At 28.0% G+C, this 19054-nt stretch carries 22 protein-coding genes; 17 read left to right on the top strand and 5 right to left on the bottom strand.

Going from position 1 to position 19054, the window contains the following annotated elements; all coding sequences use genetic code 11:
* The 15 genes from CD152_RS03005 to CD152_RS02930 form a co-directional block, all read left to right on the top strand.
* Positions 1-667, top strand: a 667-nt coding sequence (locus CD152_RS03005; protein WP_103214381.1) for a hypothetical protein, incomplete at its 5' end; no start/stop codon positions are given.
* Between the two features lie 21 nt (positions 668-688).
* Positions 689-1531 carry a hypothetical protein gene (locus CD152_RS03000; RefSeq protein WP_103214380.1) on the top strand — a complete coding sequence of 281 codons (843 nt, stop codon included), beginning with the start codon at positions 689-691 and terminating at the stop codon, positions 1529-1531.
* Positions 1532-1848: 317 nt separating this feature from the next.
* Positions 1849-2121: a hypothetical protein gene (locus CD152_RS02995; protein ID WP_103214379.1), complete on the top strand. Its 273-nt coding sequence runs from the start codon at positions 1849-1851 to the stop codon at positions 2119-2121.
* A 5-nt stretch (positions 2122-2126) separates the two neighbouring features.
* Positions 2127-2477, top strand: a complete 351-nt coding sequence (locus CD152_RS02990; protein ID WP_103214378.1) for a hypothetical protein — start codon at positions 2127-2129, stop codon at positions 2475-2477.
* Entirely contained in the window at positions 2477-2827 is a 351-nt protein-coding gene (locus tag CD152_RS02985; RefSeq protein ID WP_103214377.1) for a hypothetical protein, read from the top strand. Before CD152_RS02990 ends, CD152_RS02985 begins: the two co-directional genes overlap by 1 nt.
* A gap of 15 nt (positions 2828-2842) precedes the next feature.
* Positions 2843-4258 carry a MobP2 family relaxase gene (gene mobP2 / locus CD152_RS02980; RefSeq protein WP_103214376.1) on the top strand — a complete coding sequence of 472 codons (1416 nt, stop codon included), beginning with the start codon at positions 2843-2845 and terminating at the stop codon, positions 4256-4258.
* 57 nt (positions 4259-4315) lie between these two features.
* Complete coding sequence (locus tag CD152_RS02975) at positions 4316-4504, top strand: hypothetical protein (RefSeq protein ID WP_103214375.1); 189 nt, start codon at positions 4316-4318, stop codon at positions 4502-4504.
* Between the two features lie 2 nt (positions 4505-4506).
* Entirely contained in the window at positions 4507-6459 is a 1953-nt protein-coding gene (locus CD152_RS12045; protein ID WP_197932725.1) for a M78 family metallopeptidase domain-containing protein, read from the top strand.
* Positions 6460-6515: 56 nt separating this feature from the next.
* On the top strand, positions 6516-8651 hold the full coding sequence (locus CD152_RS02960; RefSeq protein ID WP_103214374.1) for a type IA DNA topoisomerase: 2136 nt from the start codon (positions 6516-6518) through the stop codon (positions 8649-8651).
* 48 nt (positions 8652-8699) lie between these two features.
* Positions 8700-9140 carry a CPBP family intramembrane glutamic endopeptidase gene (locus tag CD152_RS02955; protein ID WP_012655858.1) on the top strand — a complete coding sequence of 147 codons (441 nt, stop codon included), beginning with the start codon at positions 8700-8702 and terminating at the stop codon, positions 9138-9140.
* A gap of 146 nt (positions 9141-9286) precedes the next feature.
* The gene (locus CD152_RS02950; protein ID WP_103214373.1) at positions 9287-10585 is read left to right on the top strand and encodes a DUF3991 and TOPRIM domain-containing protein; all 1299 of its coding nucleotides are present in this window, start codon (positions 9287-9289) and stop codon (positions 10583-10585) included.
* On the top strand, positions 10582-11040 hold the full coding sequence (locus tag CD152_RS02945) for a restriction endonuclease (RefSeq protein WP_103214372.1): 459 nt from the start codon (positions 10582-10584) through the stop codon (positions 11038-11040). Before CD152_RS02950 ends, CD152_RS02945 begins: the two co-directional genes overlap by 4 nt.
* Positions 11041-11100: 60 nt before the next feature.
* A complete protein-coding gene (locus tag CD152_RS02940) occupies positions 11101-11424 on the top strand; it encodes a hypothetical protein (RefSeq protein ID WP_101140997.1) in 324 nt (107 codons plus the stop codon).
* An 82-nt stretch (positions 11425-11506) separates the two neighbouring features.
* Positions 11507-11725 carry a hypothetical protein gene (locus CD152_RS02935; protein WP_143935715.1) on the top strand — a complete coding sequence of 73 codons (219 nt, stop codon included), beginning with the start codon at positions 11507-11509 and terminating at the stop codon, positions 11723-11725.
* Positions 11726-11922: 197 nt separating this feature from the next.
* The gene (locus tag CD152_RS02930; RefSeq protein ID WP_103214371.1) at positions 11923-12675 is read left to right on the top strand and encodes a class A sortase; all 753 of its coding nucleotides are present in this window, start codon (positions 11923-11925) and stop codon (positions 12673-12675) included.
* Between the two features lie 55 nt (positions 12676-12730).
* On the opposite strand, the gene CD152_RS02925 is transcribed toward CD152_RS02930, so the two are convergent.
* The 5 genes from CD152_RS02925 to CD152_RS02905 form a co-directional block, all read right to left on the bottom strand.
* The gene (locus CD152_RS02925) at positions 12731-13801 is read right to left on the bottom strand and encodes a restriction endonuclease subunit S (RefSeq protein ID WP_103214370.1); all 1071 of its coding nucleotides are present in this window, start codon (positions 13799-13801) and stop codon (positions 12731-12733) included.
* The gene (locus tag CD152_RS02920) at positions 13791-15596 is read right to left on the bottom strand and encodes an HsdM family class I SAM-dependent methyltransferase (RefSeq protein WP_103214369.1); all 1806 of its coding nucleotides are present in this window, start codon (positions 15594-15596) and stop codon (positions 13791-13793) included. Before CD152_RS02920 ends, CD152_RS02925 begins: the two co-directional genes overlap by 11 nt.
* A 148-nt stretch (positions 15597-15744) precedes the next feature.
* Positions 15745-16326: a recombinase family protein gene (locus CD152_RS02915; protein ID WP_103214368.1), complete on the bottom strand. Its 582-nt coding sequence runs from the start codon at positions 16324-16326 to the stop codon at positions 15745-15747.
* A gap of 240 nt (positions 16327-16566) precedes the next feature.
* Positions 16567-17016 carry a hypothetical protein gene (locus CD152_RS02910; protein ID WP_103214367.1) on the bottom strand — a complete coding sequence of 150 codons (450 nt, stop codon included), beginning with the start codon at positions 17014-17016 and terminating at the stop codon, positions 16567-16569.
* Positions 17017-17027: 11 nt separating this feature from the next.
* Positions 17028-17732: a hypothetical protein gene (locus CD152_RS02905; protein ID WP_103214366.1), complete on the bottom strand. Its 705-nt coding sequence runs from the start codon at positions 17730-17732 to the stop codon at positions 17028-17030.
* A 123-nt stretch (positions 17733-17855) separates the two neighbouring features.
* Between CD152_RS02905 and CD152_RS02900 the strand changes: the two genes are divergently transcribed.
* Together CD152_RS02900 and CD152_RS12230 are read left to right on the top strand one after the other, a co-directional pair.
* Complete coding sequence (locus CD152_RS02900; RefSeq protein ID WP_103214365.1) at positions 17856-18404, top strand: S8/S53 family peptidase; 549 nt, start codon at positions 17856-17858, stop codon at positions 18402-18404.
* A complete protein-coding gene (locus CD152_RS12230; protein WP_103214364.1) occupies positions 18404-19021 on the top strand; it encodes a TraX family protein in 618 nt (205 codons plus the stop codon). Before CD152_RS02900 ends, CD152_RS12230 begins: the two co-directional genes overlap by 1 nt.
* Positions 19022-19054: the final 33 nt, after the last annotated feature.

The following is a 19054-nucleotide window of genomic DNA, read 5'->3' as shown; positions in this document are numbered from 1 at the left end:
CAAATTATCAGGAATTATAATTATAGGTTTATCAATCGTATTGTGTATCGGGTACTTCATATCACATTCTAAAATAAATAATGTAGAAAAAGAAAATGAAATACTTCAAAATAAAATCAAAAATTTTGAAAAACTTAACGAAAAAACTGAAAAAAATTTTTCAGCTACTAAAGAAAAAAATACTATCGAAGAGCCAACAACTGTAAACAAAAATGATGCACAAGAATATTTGCTATCATTTACTGAAGATTTTATAAAAACTTTAAATGATAGCTCAGATATTGAAAAAACAAATGAAAGATTAAAATCATATACAACGGGTCAAGCACAAGATTATTTAATTGAAAATCACTATATTCATGATATAAGTAAGTTGAGTACTGAAGGCATAGATCAACAAAAGAATAAAGATGTAACAGAAGGATATATTCAAAAAGAAGTGAGTATTGATACAGAAAATATTAGAACATATATTAAAGAGAACGGAGAAAACCAAGCTGAAGGTATAACAACGTATCAAACAATATCACATATTGGTGAAGATAGCACCGTCGGAAATTTTTTAATGAAAGCGACATATATTAAAAAAAATAATGAATGGAAAATTGAAAAAATAGTATCAATATCACCAGTATCAGATATAAAAGCTGAACAAATATTTAATTAAATGTATAGGAGAGATTATAGTATGAATTTATTTAGCGCAAATAAATCTCGTAGAGATAAGGGGCCTTTTTATAAAAAGGTCCTTTTTATTTTGATAGCAGTTTACATTAGCTTTTGGGCCTATAGCTATTTTACTAAAGAAGATGGAAATAAACTTGCTACAAAGATGTATAAAGGACAAAGTTTAAATGATTATACATTTTATCTTGTTGAAAAGAAATATAATCCAGATACTAAAGAATTAATTGCAAAGGTATACTTTAAAAATAATAAAAGTGATGAAAATTATATTCCGATTGCTAAAGAAAATTTTCAAACAGAAGCTAACTATCAAGATGATATTACAACAAAATTAAAAACAGAATTTCATTTACCTACAAAGAATTACCTGGTTGTTTCAGTTAAAGATGTAGAGAGAAATCATCTCGTAAGGACTGTTTTAAAAATGAAGGAAGATGTTATTACACAGGACAAAGAGAATAAAGCTAGTGAATTATCATTATACATTGATACACCAAAGAAAATATTTGATGATAAATTGAAATTAAAATCTGAATCTTTTTATGTAAAAGAAGGTCTGAATGAACATTTATCTTTTAACAAAAATGAACAAAAAAATGTAGAAAAGAAAATAGATACTCAACAAAAAGAGATCAAACTTACTGATAAGCAAATCAATGCAATACAAAAAGAACTCAATATTCTTGATGAAAATGAAAAAATAAATGCTGAAGCAAAGATCAGTGAATTGCAAAATTCTATTCATGAAAAAGAAAAAGAAATCTCAAACTATAACGAAGAATTGTTAAAGCTGAGAAACAAAATGCTAAAAATCGAAGATGATATTTCAAAAATATCATCTTAAAGCGCAACGTAAAAAGCAGTAGAAGTATTGTGTGGAGTGTAAATCTCTACTATATATTAAAGATTTAAAACATGAGCATAAGGGGTAATGACAGCAAAATATGTTTTGGCAGAGCCAAAACGCTGTCATCTCGGCAGTGCCGAGATATTTACCCTAAATAAATGTGACGTCACTGCAATAGCAATAACATAACAAAACCATAACGTTATGTATACATACTGTATACATAACGTTATTAAACCATATATTTTTATGTATATATGGCGATATATACATAAACAATAAAATAAATTATATAGATGGAGGTAATTTTTTTTATGTCTAGAAAAACTATTAGAATAGAAGATCCTTTAATTGAAATTAAAATAAAAAATATTTGCAAAGAAAAAGCTATCAGTGAAAATAAATTAATAAATTTAGTACTGGAAAAATCTTTATTACATGATGCATTTAAGACAAGAGAAGAAGAAATTGAATCAATATTAATAAATGTTGTTACTAGTAATAATAAATTAATAGAAGTAATTGAAAAACAAACAGAGGTTTTAAATGATTATACAAAACAATTAAATAAAATATTAGGAGAGTAGACTGTATGACTAACAGAAGAACTTGGTCTATAGATGAAAAAGTAGATGCTGAATTACATAGATTAAAAGAAGAAAACAATTTTAGTACTATGAATGAAACAATTAGATATATTATCGATTTAAGAAATCAAAATATGAACGAAAAGATTTTGTTAAAAAAAATAAAATACATGGAAAAAACACTTTCCGAGATAATAAATTTGTTAAATGTAATTGCAGAACAAAGCGTTGAATATAACTTCGAAATAGAAAACAACGATGATATAAAAACTAAAATACAGAATCTAGTAGAACAGAAAAATATAAATGATATGAATTTTAATAAAAAACTTAATAAATTATTGGAGGAATTATAATGGGTATTAAAAGAACTTGGTATATAGATGATCGTGTTGATAAAGTTTTGCATAAAATAAAATCTGAAAAAAATTTAAAAACCATGAATGAAGTATTTGAATATATTTTATTCGATGAAGAATTTTTAGAAAGTGAAGATTATGATTTTAAAAAGAAGATGAATATCATGGATAAAAATTTATGTATTGTATTAGAGATGTTGACGATGCAATTAGATACGCAGGGACTAGTTCCTAACTTTTCTTATACAGAAAATTTATCTACTTCTTATAATGCTGCTAAACAATTAGTAGAAAATGCAATTGAAGAACAAGCAAAAAATAAGCGAGAAGAAAATTTCTTTGATTAACAATGAGGTGATATAGTGGCAGGTATTGTTATAGTTTCAAACTTTGTAGTTGGTAATAACAAAAAAGATTACAGTGGTATCATTGATTACTATGAAAGATATGAAGAAAAAAACAAACAGATTCAAAATGAAAAAGAAATACTAACAGAGTTTAATAATTATGAAATGGGTGGTGGTGATGAAACTTTATTTGAATACATAAATAATAATTATGATAATCCACCTAATATAAATTTCGGAAATTATATAAACTATATGAATAAAAATATTAAGTCTTCAGGATTATTTGGTGATGATACGAATCATTTTACAGTCGAAGAAAAAGAAATTATGAAAGAAGCATTTAATAAAGGTCAAGAAAATGGAAGTGTTCTTTGGGGAAATGTTTATTCATTTGATAATGAATTTTTAAAGAAGCATAACATCTATGAGGAAAAGACAGGATATTTAAATGAAATAAAAATAAAAGAAGCTGTAAGATCATCAATTAGAACGATGCTGAAAGATGAAAAAATTGATAGCTCTGCTGTATGGTGCGGAGAGATTCACTATGATACAGATAATATACATGTTCATACTTCAATCGTAGAAATGAAGAATACGAGACCTATTGTAATGGTTGAAAAAATGAAAAAGCTTGGTAGTAAATATTATGAACCAACAGGAGAATTTGAACTACAACCAAAAGCTAAGTTAAAGAAAAAAACCCTGGATAATATGAAAAGTGTGTTTGCAAATAAATTAATAGATCGTTCTAAAGATATGAAAGCAATTAGCGATTTAAGAACTACGCTTCACCACTCAATAAAATTAGATGATTCAAAAACGTCGCAAATAAAATTGTTAAATACAATACGAAAAAATTTACCGAAAGAAAAAAATAAGTGGCAATATAATAATGAAGCTATGAAAAACCTGAGACCATTGATTGATAACTATACGATGAATTTTATAAAAAAGAATAATAAAGAAGATTATCAGTTATATACTAGATTATTAAAAGATGAAGAAGATTTTTACAAAGACTTATATGGTAAGGGAAAAGATAATAGATATAAAGACGTATCTAAAAATAAATTAGACGACTTGAAAGGGCGTATGGGTAATGCATTGCTTAAAGAATTAAAAAAAGAGACACAGAGTATTTCTTATAAAAATAATGATGATAATGTAAATATTAAAAAAGCGAAATTAGAGAATACAAGGTTAGTTGATAGAAGTATTTATAATAATGATAATATTAAAACGAAATTTAATGGACAGATAAAATTTAAAACACCTATTACTCCTATAAAAGTAAATCAAGCTGTAAGAAGTACATTCAGAAGTTATCGTAGAGATAGAGAATTAGAGTTTGAACATGATAAATTACAAAGTAATATTCAAAGAGATATAGAAAGACAAAAGTATGAAAGTGAATATGGTAGATAAAAATCCTTTTAGTTGTATTAACTAAAAGGATTTTTTATTTGAAAGGAGGTGATAAATATGACACTAGATCAATGTGTAGTAGTTGCTGTTAGTGATGACGAATTTAAAGTACAAGTATACAGTCCGATATTAAAAGAGGAAATTATTGTGAGTACTAGTGAAGAATACTATTCAATAATCAATGAAGCTGAAGAACAAATATTTGTAACAGTTGATTTAACGACAAATAAAATAAAGGAGGAATAGTTATGGCATATAATAAAAAAGCTTGGGCTAAAGCAAAAGAAGAAGAAAAGAAAAAATGGGCTGATGATGCACTTGAACAAATATCATTCCATAAAATGAGTACAGAAGATGTCAAAGAATATTTTGAATTTATGTCAAATATGTATGATTATTCGCCAAGAAACATAGGAATGATGAAAAATCAGTATCCAGGTGCAAAATTTGTAGCTTCAAAAGATAGATTTAAAGAATTGGGCTTTGATATACTTGAAAATCAAAATCCAATTAAAATATTAGCACCAAATAAAGTTACCTATATGAAGATTGAAAATGATAATTTAAAACAATTAAAGTATGCAACTAAGGAAGAAAGAGAGAAAGTAAAGAATAAAGAAATTAAAACAGTTCAAAAAACTTTCTATAAGTTAGCACCAGTTTATGATTTAACACAAACAAATGCTGCTCCGGAAGATTATCCTAAAATATATCCAAATGCACGAGTAGACTTGTATTTAGATAACCCAAAATTAGCAATGGAAATTAAAAATGCTAATACTAGATATTTAGAAAAGTTAGGTATACCTGTTAGTGTCGAAAACTTTAGTAAAAATGGATTAGGTACTGCAAAAGGATACTATGAACCATTAAATCATAGGATTGCATTAAATGGATTAAATACTGAAAGTGAAAATGTAATGACACTAGTTCATGAAACAGCACATGCTTTAATGCATAATATGGAAAGTACACATGATAAAGAATATAAAGGATTAAATGTAAAAGAATTAGAAGCAGAATTAACTTCTTTTGTTGTTAATAAACATTTTGGTATTGATACGTCTGAACAAACAATTCCATATATAGCTAACTGGACTGATAATCTAACGAACATAAAAGATATAGAATCATCTTTAAAGGATATACAGCATACGTCATCTCGTATTATAAATGGAATTGAAGAAAATATTTCTAAGGAGTTTTTAAAAGAAATGCAAAATGAATTAAATACTAATAATATCAGTGAAATTAGATTATCGTTGAGTAATTATAAATATGATGATTACAAAGGACTTATTGAATTACATGAAAATGAAATTAAAGATTTGTTTAAATCTTCTGATATAAAAATTAGAAAAGGAACAGATCTTGAAATACTAGAACAAACAGATACTAACTTTATAGATAGAAGCTATCTAGTAATAAACAATCCTAACAACATAAAATCTAGTGATTTAAGTGATATCAGAGATGCACTTGTTACTAAACTAGAAAATTCAGAGTTTGATCGAACAGGAATTGATTTTAATACTACTGCAATAAATTTAGTAGAAATCCAAGATGACAGATTAAAAGTAAGTAATCAGATAGCAAACATATCTGATATAGATATAAGCAACCAATCAAAAGAGGCTAGCCAGTTTTATAAAGAGTGCATAGAGTTATTTGATAAGACTAATAATGTAACGGTTATTGATAATATTTCATTAGATGGAAACTACCCTATGGATTTTGAAGAATTTAAAGAACTTCAATCATATTTACCTATTAAATCAAATACTAAAACAGGGATTGTACTAAAGACTACAGAAATATCTAAACCATCGTATTTAGTAAAAAGATTGGATGAACTATCTAAGACTAAAACAGTGGGGTTAGATATAGATGGGAATTTTAAACAACCAATCATTCATATAAAAGAAACTAACCAAGTAATGCCTCTCAAAGTGTTATCAAAGAATATAAAGAGTAATAATTTTGATATAGAAGCATTTACTTATGAATTATATACTAATCCTCATCATAAATTATTTGATGGGGATTTTAATGTATTTAATAATAAGACCGTTATGGAACAAGTGAAAATTGATGCAGATTTAAATGGTGTCCCTGATATATATCAAAAATCTATTGATAATATGAAAGAAAGTAGTATATCGAGAGAAAGCACACATGAAAAGAAAATGGAATTAAATTAACTTTTAGCCCCAATCCAGGGGCTAAGTAAATTTTAGAATAGAAAGTAGGATTATTAATGAAAACAGTTATAATTGCAGAAAAGCCGGATCAAGCGAAAAAATATGGAGCAGCACTAGGCAGTTTTAGTAGAAAAACAGGTTATTTAGAAGGTAAAACGGATGTATTTCCAGGTGAAGTTTATATCACTTGGTGTATTGGTCATCTTGTAGAACTTGCACCGATGAAAGAATATGATGAAAAATATGCAAAATGGAACTTAGAGGATTTGCCATTCTTACCTAAACAATTTAAATATCAATCGAAGTATTCAGTTAAGGACCAGTTTAATTCTATGAAGAAACTGTTGAAAGCTCTGACTAATAGTGACCAAATTGTCATTGCTACAGATCCTGATAGAGAGGGAGAAGCTATTGCGTACTATGTATTAAATTTATTAGGCATCAAAGATATTCCTATTAAAAGATTGTGGGCAAATACACAAGAGCCAATTGAGTTAAAGAACTTCTTCAGGAAATTAAAGGATGGAAAAGAAACATATAGATATTATGTAGAAGCTGAAGCACGTGGAAAGAGCGATTACTTAGTAGGCATGAATCTAACAAGGTTGATTACTCTACTACTTCAAAATAAAGGTGTTAGAACAGACGGTGCTTTTTCTGTAGGACGTGTGCAGACACCAACATTATTTATGATCTATAACAGAGAAAAAGAAATTGAGAACTTCAAAGAGAAAATATACTTTGATTTAGTCGCTGATGGTGAGAAAGACAGTATTAAATATCAATTAAAAAGTAATGTAAGGTTAGATAGTAATAATGAAATAAATGAATATATCAATAATCATGGATTAAGTGATATTCCAGGAGAAGTTAAATCAATTACAGTTACTCCTAAAACAACAAAGGCACCTAAATTGTTTAAATTAGGTGGTATTCAAAAGGTCGGAAATAATAAATGGGGATATAGCTTGGATCAGACACTAAGCTATGTACAGTCATTATATGATAAAGGGTTCTTATCATACCCTAGAACAGACAGCAGTTTAATTACAACAGCAGAGTTCGAGTATCTGAAAAATCATTTAGAAGATTATAAAAGTCTTTTGAATCTTACATTTGACGTTAAATATACAGAACCACGTAAGACTTATGTAGATAACGATAAGGTGTTAGAACACTATGCTATCGTTCCTACAAAAACAATACCATCTCAGCAACAATATGATGACCTATCTGTTCAAGAAAAGAATATATATGATGCAGTAGTGAAACAAACTCTGGCCATCTTTGCAGATGATTATCACTATGAACAAACTAAAGTAGAGATAGTTGTGAATGATGTTATATTTAAAACTAGTGGTAATACACCAAAAATTCAAGGGTGGAAAAATTTAAGTAACGATACTGAAGAAGAAAAGACAACAACTTTACCGTCATTTGAAGAAGGTGAACAAGTTGAACTTAGTATATATGGTAAGGAAGGACGAACAAAGCCACCATCATACCTAACAGAAGCAACACTTGGAGGAGAAGGAGGATTGATGGAAACTTGTGGAAAGACAATAGAGGATGAAGAACTAAGAGAAAGTCTATCAGCAGGGATAGGTACACCGGCTACACGTTCTGCTATTGTTAAGAATATAATCGATAAAGGTTATATTACAGTTGATAAGAAAAAGTTGAGAACAACAGAGAAAGGTGGGTTATTATGTAGTGCCCTGGAAGGATCATTGATAAGTAGTGCTGAGATGACTGGGAAATGGGAAGAGAAATTAAAATTCATTAGTGATGGCAAAGAAACTCAACAAAACTTTATAGAAGGCATCGAAATATTTATTCAACAACTGTTTAAGGATATACCAGCTATGGTGAATGAAAATGTAAAGACTTCAACTTTAGAAAGTGTTAAACAAAGTGAAGGTAAAGGATTAGGAATATGTCCGAAATGTAATAAAGGTTATATCAAGCATATCAAGACGAATAAATATGATTTCTATGCGTGTAGTGAAAAATGTGGCTTTACCATAAATAGTGTTATTGCATCTAAAAAACTAAGTGAATCAAATATAAAACAGCTAATAAATAAAGGTAAAACAACAAAAATTAAAGGCTTTAAAGGAAAGAAAGGGACATTTGATACAGAATTAATGCTAGATAAAGATTACAAGACAGTTTTCAATTTCAATAAATAACGCTATATTTATATATAGCGTTATTTATTTTATTATAGGAGGGGATTTATGATTAATAAATATATCAGATGGTGCACAATAGGGGTATTGTTACTAATTTTTACTCAGCTAATATGTGGAATAATATTTAATCTATTACATATAGACATCGTAAACAATGATATAAATAAAACAGGAGAATTGTTAAATAATATATCTGCGATGTTTATTACTTTTTTAGCAGCTCCTGTAATTGAAGAATTTATTTTTAGATACTTGTTATTTCGTAAAGATGCTGAATACCCTATAAATATTGTGACTGCAATTATAAGTTCTTTTGTATTTGGGTTAGTACATGGTAAAGATATGATACTAACAATACCTCTTATAATTAATGGGCTAATTTATTGTTTAGTCTATCATAAATCTAATAGTATTTTTGTATCTATCATCACACATAGTATTTTTAACATCTTTATATTCACTATACTACTTATCAATACAAGGTGATCGTTATGAAAGAATACGGATTATCAGTAAAAAGGGATCGATAACGAAAGTACTTTACTAAATTTATAGACCACCAAAATTATATAAATTAAGAAGCTAGATTCTAAAAATAGGATCTAGCTTCTTTTATTTTGAGGAGAGATATTATGAAAAAATATTCTAATGAAGAAATAGCAAAAATTTATTCAGTGAAAAATAGAAAGTTACCTGACGAACTGGTAAAACAGGCAAATAGCGTTAATATTATGGATTATATCGAGAAAAAAGGGTTAATGGTCCAAAAATCTTCCAAGGGAACATTTCAGTTAGCCGAACATGATTCATTAAAAATAACACCATCTGAAAATGTATTTAACTGGTATAGTCGTGATGAAGGTGGTTATGGTGCTGTAGGATTTGCTAGAGTGTATTTTGATATGGACTTTAGAAGTGCAGTCAGAGATGTTATGGAAAATGCAGATGAACTGATAAAGACAGTTGATTATAGTAAATATAAGAAGGTAGAAGAACCATATACGTATGATAGAAATCATATGGGTAATAATACATCAAAAGCAGAAGAATATTTAGTAGAACAGAGAGGAATAAATCCTACTTTAGTAGAAAAGCTACTAGATAAAGGCATAATCAGACAAACTGCTAAATATGAAAATGTTGCATTTATGTGGCATAAAAATGGTGAAATCATTGGTCACGAAGAAAGAGGTACAGGCGAAAAAAGATTCATGAAAATAGCATCAGGTGTACCTGAAAATAGAGGTTTTTCGGTCACTTTTGGTAAACCAGAAAATCTATTTGTATTCGAATCTTCGATAGATGCATTATCATACGCATCAATCTATCAGCCAATAAATTCTAGATTTATAAGTATGAATGGATTGAAAGAAAATACAATGTACCAGGCAATGAAAGATATTTATGATGATACAGGTAAATTACCAGAAAATGTTGTCTTATGTGTAGATAATGACAAAGCAGGCAGAAGATTTGTAAGTGAAAAATCAGCTTCAGTACAAATAGGAAATCAAGAAACGACAACATATAGCTCTCTACCGCCAAGATTTGAAAAAAATAAAATAACCAATTCAAATATGGATATAGAAAGTTTCTTAGAGATTTTAGAACATGATAATAATACTAATATTACAATTAACAATACAGGTATTAAGCTGTACAGAAATGTTAAAGATGAGTATGTATTGAACTATAATGATCTGGACTATACCTTAGATGGCAAAGCGCATAGTAAAAAGAAGATTAAAGATGCTATGTCAGAAATCAAATTTGATATCAGTTATATTGAAACAACGAAAGATTGGAATGAAGTATTAAAGTATATAAAAGAAAATAATATTAAAGAGCTAAATAGACCTTTAGTACGAACAAGTACACAAGATATAGATATTAATCCAGTAAAAAATAAAGATGAAGAGATTGAAAGATGATAGAGATTATCATTTTTTCAGGATTTTTGATAGTCTGTATTTACTTTATTATAAAGAAATCGAGACACAAAAAAGCTAATAAAAGATTAGCTTCTTCTGGTCTATCTGCGATAGATTATATGACTGGCAAAGAATTTGAGAACTATTTAAAATCACTTTTTCATGAAATGGGATATAGATCGATAGTTACAAAGTCATCAAATGATTTTGATGCCGATTTAGTGTTAAAAAGTGAAAAAGATATTATCGTAATTCAAGCTAAGAGATATAAAGGGAAAGTTGGAATTAAAGCAGTCCAGGAAGTATATTCAGCAAAAGGGTACTATAGGGCAGATGAGGCATTTGTATTTACAAACTCTTATTTTACGTCTAGTGCAAAGAAACTAGCTGAATCAATTGGAGTTAATTTATGTGACAGAGATAAGTTAAAGGAAATAAAAAAACTTACAAAATAGCTATGCATATATATAGCTATTTTGTAAGGCTTATAGTATTATATTAGTAGGAGAGGTACTATGGAAAAGATATATTGTGTATTTTGTAATAAGAAAGATACGTTTGATGTTTTTCAATTAAATATTAAGGCAGAATTGAAAGATATGTATACGATAGAATATCACCCTTGTTTAGCAAAAGGACATATTAACCACTCTGATATAGATAAAATCATCAGACTTTCAAATGGCAGAGGGACCGTTGCTTTTACTAAAAATAAAGAACTTATTTCCTATTTTTTAGATATTCTAGCAAAACAAGAACTTATATTTATTAAATCTGAAGAAAAAAGGTTGACTGAATATAAAAAGACCATAAAGAGTATGAAAGAACATTATCTATAATTTTAAATGTTAAATGTTATATGTTAAACTTTATTAAAATAGTTTAATAAAAGGTGAACATATGAATAAAAGTGATGCAAACATGAAAAAGTGGATAGAAGAAAATATTATTAGGGGTATGGATGCCCATAAGATAACAGGTCAATCAAGAACAGCTTTTGTATCTTCATGTAATAGAGGTATCATCAAGCCATTTGTAACGTTAAATCTTAATTCAGAATCCACAAAGCCCACACATCTGTATTTGAAAAGCGATTTGTTAGCTTATAAGGATCACCTAGAACAAAAAAAGAAAAAGTAAGGAGGAAAATAAAATGAATTATGAACAAGAAAATATATCAAATGGCGTTACAATCATAGACAATGAGCCGATTGAATATGATGGTGAGAAATTTGAAATCCCAGTATCTACAATCCAAGAAGATTTATAAAAACTAAAAGCTGCCTAAAATGATTTCAATCATTTTAGGCAGTTTTTTATTTAATGGAGGAACAATTTTGAATAAAAATAAAATAATAAAATTCTTATTTATACTATTTATAATAGTAGGTTTACTGATAAGTGCTACCCCTTATGTAATTAATAATTTTATAGAACCTTATCATATGAATAGAATTCATGAAGAAACAATCAATGTATCTAAAGAAACGATCAAAGAAAATAAAAAGAAAATCAATGCAATGCAGCAGGCGACAGATGATAGTATATCATCGACTAATAATAATGGTACTGCCGATAAAAACAATATAGGTTATCAAGAAAATACAGAGAATTATGATTCTATATCATATGACCCAAGTGCTATACAGTCATTAAGCAGAATTCCCAAATTTCAAGAAGTGAATATGAATTTTCTTGTTGGATATATTCAAATACCTGAAGTGAACCTGGAACTGCCTGTATTAGAAGGTTTAACAAATGAAAATCTAAATGTTGCCACGGGAACAATGAAGCCAGGTCAAGAGATGGGGAAACGTAATTATGCGATTGCAGGACATCATATGCCGAATGAAAACTTGTTGTTTTCACCATTATTGAGAGTGAAAAAAGGGAATTTAGTATATCTGACAGATAAAGATAGAACATATGTATATAAAGTTACTAAGACTGAAGTACTAAGTATTAATAGAGGAGATGTAATTGAAGATTCAGAGGGCGATAAAATTATTACATTAATTACTTGTACTGATATTCAAGGTACAGCACGTTGGATGGTACGAGGCAAACTTATTAAATATATAGCATCATAAAAATGAAAATGCAGTCTTGTTTTGGGAATAAACAAGACTGCATCTCACTAATCCATCAAACTTTATCACCATAGGGCATAGATTTAACATAATTTTTAATAAATATCCAGTCAGGGTCGCCTTTATCATCAATAGGTAATTTTATTTTAGTATTTAATATAGATTCTTTTTTAAATGCTCTACCATAACTATAACGATAACGCTCTTTATCAAGTAAAGACTTTATAAATAAACCAGTGTATTTATTTAACCAATTTGATCTAATAACAACGATATGATCTCCTGTTAGAAAGTCATCTTTTTGATAAGATATTGTGGCTGTGGTATCTCCAATTACAAGTGCATTACCTTTTTCAATAGAATTAAGGTCGCTTTTATCGATATTTACCCATCCATCCACTGAATTATTTACTTCAGTTCTACTAACAAATGGATACCTTGTATCATTTCTAACTTTAGAAAAATCAATGTTAACTTTAGCGTGCGCTTTTGCTTTATAAACCTTTATATCTAAATCTTTAAGATTAAAAGATTTGAATTGCTTCTCCTCTAAAGAAAGAGGTTTAGAATTATTTGTTATAGGTAATTTGTGATGTAAGGATTCTATAAATTTTTCCATATAAGACCAATCTGGAATATAACCTAAATCAGAGTACTTTTTGTCTTTGTCATATAAAATGTTACCATTATTATCAGATTTGACAGGAAGCTTAATAATTGTATTTTTTAATCTGTCACCAGTCCAACTTCTACCAAAACTATATCTGAAACGTTCTTTAGATAAAATCGTAGCTAAAAATAAACCTATTTTTTCATTCATGATACCATCAATATAACCGCAACTCGTTTTACCATTCATGCCAATAAAATCATTTGGAATATAGTTAGCATAACCCGCACTACCTGCCCCCAATTGTATGAATAGTATACAGTTTCCTTCTGAAATCCATTCCTCGAAACTATCTTTCTTACACATTTTCATTAGACCGTTTTCTCTTTTCTTAGCACCAATATACGGAATTTCCTTACCATCAACCAATTCAGTACTTATTTTACCTTTAGTTTTTTCAAGCCTAAATAACTTGCTGATTTTAAACGGCTTCCAGTTTGCAACATTAACTTTCATAAACTTCACCTGTACTTATTAAGTATGCTAAATAATCGTTGATAGTTTGTTGGAAATCTTCATTGGATAAATTAGAGTAATCTGTTTCCATATAGGCTTCAGCAAGCCATTCATCAGATCCAGATACACATTTTAATGTTGAAAGACCAATAACTTCTTTTCTGTGAAAATACAAATCAAGCCATTCATTTTCAATGTCATTCCATGCGCCGATTCCTTTTTCATCTATCTTTTCTACACGACCTAGATTTTTCTTTTTAATAAAGCCATCATTTTTATAGTAACCAAAAAATGTTGGCTTAGAACTATCATGTCTTTTGCCTAAAGTAAAGAGCATACAACATGCAACAGAAGAAGCACCAGGATAAAATATTTCATCAGGTAAAGAAAATACAGCTTCTAAAGTATTTTCTCTTAAGAGTTCTTCTTTAATTTTCTTAATTTCTTTAGTATTACCTATCGCACAAGACATCGGTAGTAGTACAGCTAGTTTTCCTTTTTTAACGGACTTGATAATTTCTTTGACAAAATAAAAACCTTTAGAAGGATCTTGTTTTTGTTTTGAAGTCCAAGTAGAGGTATATTCTTTTGGCATTGAACTTTTAGTAGCATTATATGGCGGATTCATTAACACTGTATCGATATTCCATTTTTCGATTTCAGATAAATAATCAAAACAACTGCTTTGATATATATTTGAGTTACCATCCCCATGGATGAGCATATTTGTTGTTGCTAATCCATATATATTTTCATCATATTCTATACCATAGATTTGGTTCTTTTTGACAATTTTTTGTTCGTCTTCTGTAGAACAATCATTCAATGATTGTGTTAATGCACGAACAAGAAATGAACCACTACCACAACAAGGATCCAGGACACGAGAATGTCTATTAATTTCCGTTAATTTTGACATAAAATCTGTAATGTGATCAGGTGTAAAAGCTTGATTCTTGTCTTCTTTACCGACATATTTATTAAATGTTACAAAGAAAAGATTTAGTAAATCTTGACCTGCTATTGATTTATCATTTATATAAGGAAGTATTTCCTCAGATATGAAGGTTAAAATTTTTCTAAACGAATTGTCGTCTAATTGACGAATATCTTGACTTTCTAATACATTTTTAGCTAATAAAGAAATTTTATTTGCTCTATGCAAATCATTTTGAAGTAATATTCCTAGAATATTCTCCATCTGTGCACGAATCATGCTATTATTCATATCTTTATCAATTAAATCTACTTTACTATTTTTTAGTGTTAGCAAGCAGGTACCTACAAACTGACTTCTCAATTTTTCTCTAATACCAAATTCATGGAGCATTTCATTAAGAATATAGGTGTTTCTCATTATCTCTTCTTTGTTGTTAGTTTTGTTAGTGAAATACTCAGCATATTCTTCAAAAGTTTTCAAAATATACTCGTCTTTAATTAAATTTTTATCTGATACATCATCTTTCCATACCAAAATAGAATCATCATTAGTGTTAGCCAGTATTGCTATGACATTGTTACCAGTTAAAGATTTTTCATACGCGACATATGCAGAAAGTTGTTCTTTAGCTACATCTAAGTTACTATAAAAATCTTGTTTAGTTTCTATGAGAACAGAAAAATCATTATATTCAGCTCGTATATCTAAGTATTTAGCTTCAGTTTTATTTACTTTTATACCATTAAAATTTAAACCTTTTTCTTTAAATGCTTTTGGGTAACTAAATTCATCATTTTCAATATTAGTTGTTATATATTTTCTGCCAATTTTAGTTTTTATATCTGTTCTAAGCATCTTAATACCCCTTTATTTTTATATATAAGTATCTCACAAAAGAAACCATTATACTATAGGTTATAAAAATATGAATTGTAAAAAACGACCGTTAATTATTAATTGAATTAAATACAAAATAAACATTAAATGAGAACTAGAAAATTTTCTAGCTCTCTTTTTTAATATCTTTATTTTCTATTTTATCTAAGTAACGATAAACCGTTGTCCTAGAAACATTCCATTTTTCAGCGATTGTTTTGATAGGGGTACCACTCTCAACTAATGTTTTAAGTAATTTTAGATCACTTTCGTTCAATTTTTCAGGGCGTCCACCTAGTCGTCCTCTTGCTCTTGCAGCCACTCTCCCTGCAGCAGATCGTTCTAATATTAAATTACGTTCGAATTCAGCGAATGCTGCAAAAAGATGGAATAAAAGCTGTCCCGTTGAACTTGATTTATCCATGGTGATATTTTCTTGAATGCTGTGGAAGCTAATCCCTCTATTATTTAAAGCATTAACAATTGAAATTAAATCTTCCATATTTCTTCCCAGGCGATCTAACCTCCAAACGACCACAACATCTCCTGCACGGGCAAATTCTATAGCACTTTCTAAACCAGGACGATTACTTTTCGCGCCACTTACTTTATCTGTAAATATTTTTTCACATCCATAATTTGTTAGACTATCTTGTTGTAAATCCAAATTTTGTAATCCGGTTGAAACTCTTGCATATCCAATTTTCATTTTTATTCCTCCATATAGATATTATTGTATCATAACTTAAAATTAATATGGTTAATGTACGTTGATTTTGTTATGAGTTTATGAACATTTAATGCATAAAAATTATATAAGAAATAGGGTGGATATACGAGTGTTCAGAAATAGAGGAGTTTATGTACAATTTATGTAGACTAAATAAAATGTAAAAAAAGAAGTTCTGATTTTTCAGAACTTCTTTCTATAAAACAAATATATTTATAACTAATTATCTATAATGTGATTAAAATGTGTTTGGATATAGTTTTTTAGATCAGAATTGATAACTATAATTGTTTGTTCATGGCCAGTAGTATACATAATTAAATCATCATTTTTATAAAAAGAAAAGTCAGCTTCTATATCATCGAGAGATGAATACCATATGTAACCGTCTTCTAAAGATTTAGTAAAGAAACTTGGATATTTTTTTAAAAAATTTTTCATATCTCTATCGAATGTAAATGTATACATTAAAGATTTTGATGTAGATATAGTACCTGGCCATTTCTTTGTGACAGAAGATGAAATAAAATTATTTTTAAACTGCATATATATAGATTGCTTTTCAAAATCTTCATTTATTGAAACAACAATAGAAATTTTATTTGAAAATATTGCAACGGCATCTAAAAGTTTTTTATATTCATCTGAATTTTGTATTTTTAAGTGCATAGAATCCTCCTTTATTTATGAAATGAATGACCTGTTAAAGATTTTGTGTTTTGTTTATTTCTACCATGATAATGCCAATAATAATTAGATCCTTTACCATGTTTTTCATGTTTTACTACACCTGTGGGACTTGCAGATTTCGCAGCATTAAGTGCATATTGTTGCGAAGTGGCAAATACATCATAACCCTTCTTTAAACGTGCAGCTGCAGCTGTTTGACTTTTGATTGGTTGTCTGATATATACTTTACCGTTTTTTATAATGGCAGTATAGTATTTTATTTTTGGTTGTTTTTTAGCTAAAGTACTTATAGCGTTTGCCGAATACCAAGTAGCACCAGCAATTACAATAGTACCGGCAGTAGCTAGTATAGCATTAATCAAAGCGGTAGCAAGAGCACTGCCTGCTGGAGCTAATACTAACGGTGCTTCTGCCTGTAAATCAGTAGAATCATTTATAGGCGTTACTTTCTGATTAATTTCGAAACCTTGAACTTTCTTTCCATCTAAAACTTCAGCTTCAATTTTTCCGTCAGTAGAACTTTTAATTTCTACTTCCTGGACATCGTGGATATCTTTTCTTAAAGCTTTATTAATAACACCAGACTTTTGTTCAGTTTTTAATTGGTAATCATCACTATTTTGATTATAGATTAAGCTATATCTCAAGTTATTTTCTGATGTTGAAGCAATATACTCATCATTGACTTTTTCCACAGTTATATCATATCCATTAATACTAAAACTATTTTCTACTTTAGCATGGGTATAACTTCTATCAAAAATTGAAGACAGTAACAATAATACAGTGGAAACAATAAATTTTTTTTGTGGTTATTAATGATTATATTATTTTTATTTAGTTATAAAGCTATTTCCATAGACAAGTCTTATTACAGCGTATGTATTCTAGATACTGATATAACTATCCAAGGAAGTCATGGAAATATAGTAAATGATATTATAAAAGACGATGGAATAACAGTTTTTTCTTTTAAAGTTCTAAATAGATTCAACAGCGGGGACAATAACGATTTACTGAAAGGATTAAATTTTTGTGAACAAAAAAACGCTAAAATAATAAACATGAGTTTATCAAGTAATAATTTAGATAGAAGATTGAAAGAAAAAATTGAAATGTTGATTAAAGATAAAAAGATAGTAGTAACTAGTATACCTAATGATTCTAATAGGAAAAATGAGATTTCAAATATTCCAGGTGTTATAAGTATTAAAACTGGAAATTCATTTAAAAAGTTAAGTAATCAAAATATATATACTATACCTAGTCCGAATATTAATGGTATTAGAAGCAACTTTTATGCAACAGCTCGATTTACACATTTGTTATCTAAAAAGATAATAGTAATAGAGGAGCGTTTTGAATAATGACTATTTTGAATGTAATAGGATATATAGCTATGCTTATTGATCACTTAGGACTATTAATTTTTCAGGATGATATTATATTTAGAATATTAGGTAGAGCAGCTTTACCAATATTTATATATAGTGTATATTCTGGTTTAAACAAAACTAATGATGTAATTAATTACATGAAGAGAGTTTTTATAATAGCTATAATCAGTCAGCCATTTTATATGTTATTAGTAAGTAATCAATTGAATATATGCTTTACAATATTTTTTCTAATATTTTTATTTTCTAAAATATATATAAGGTATGCGTATTACATTAAAATACTAATTGTAGTATTATTATTTTTAGATATAACAGAATACGGATTTTTATCATTATGTCTTGTATTTCTTTTTAAAATATTTAAGGGAAAAATAAAATTTAATATGATAATGTTGTATCTTTTATTAACGTCTATATGTATCTATTTGTACGGTTATAATTATATTCAATATTTTAGTACTATGAGTTTATTTTTAATTAAAATAAAAATATTGAAATATGAAATAAATTTATCTCGGTTTTTAAAATATAGTATATACCCTTTGCATCTCTTTTTTTTATTAATTTTTTTATATTTTTTATAATATATTCATAGTGAAAACGACCGTTATTTATAC

The organism is Macrococcoides caseolyticum (assembly GCF_002902665.1).
Taxonomy (GTDB): domain Bacteria; phylum Bacillota; class Bacilli; order Staphylococcales; family Staphylococcaceae; genus Macrococcoides; species Macrococcoides caseolyticum.
The sequence above is the reverse complement of the archived record's forward strand: the minus strand, read 5'-3'. Positions and strand labels throughout refer to the sequence as shown.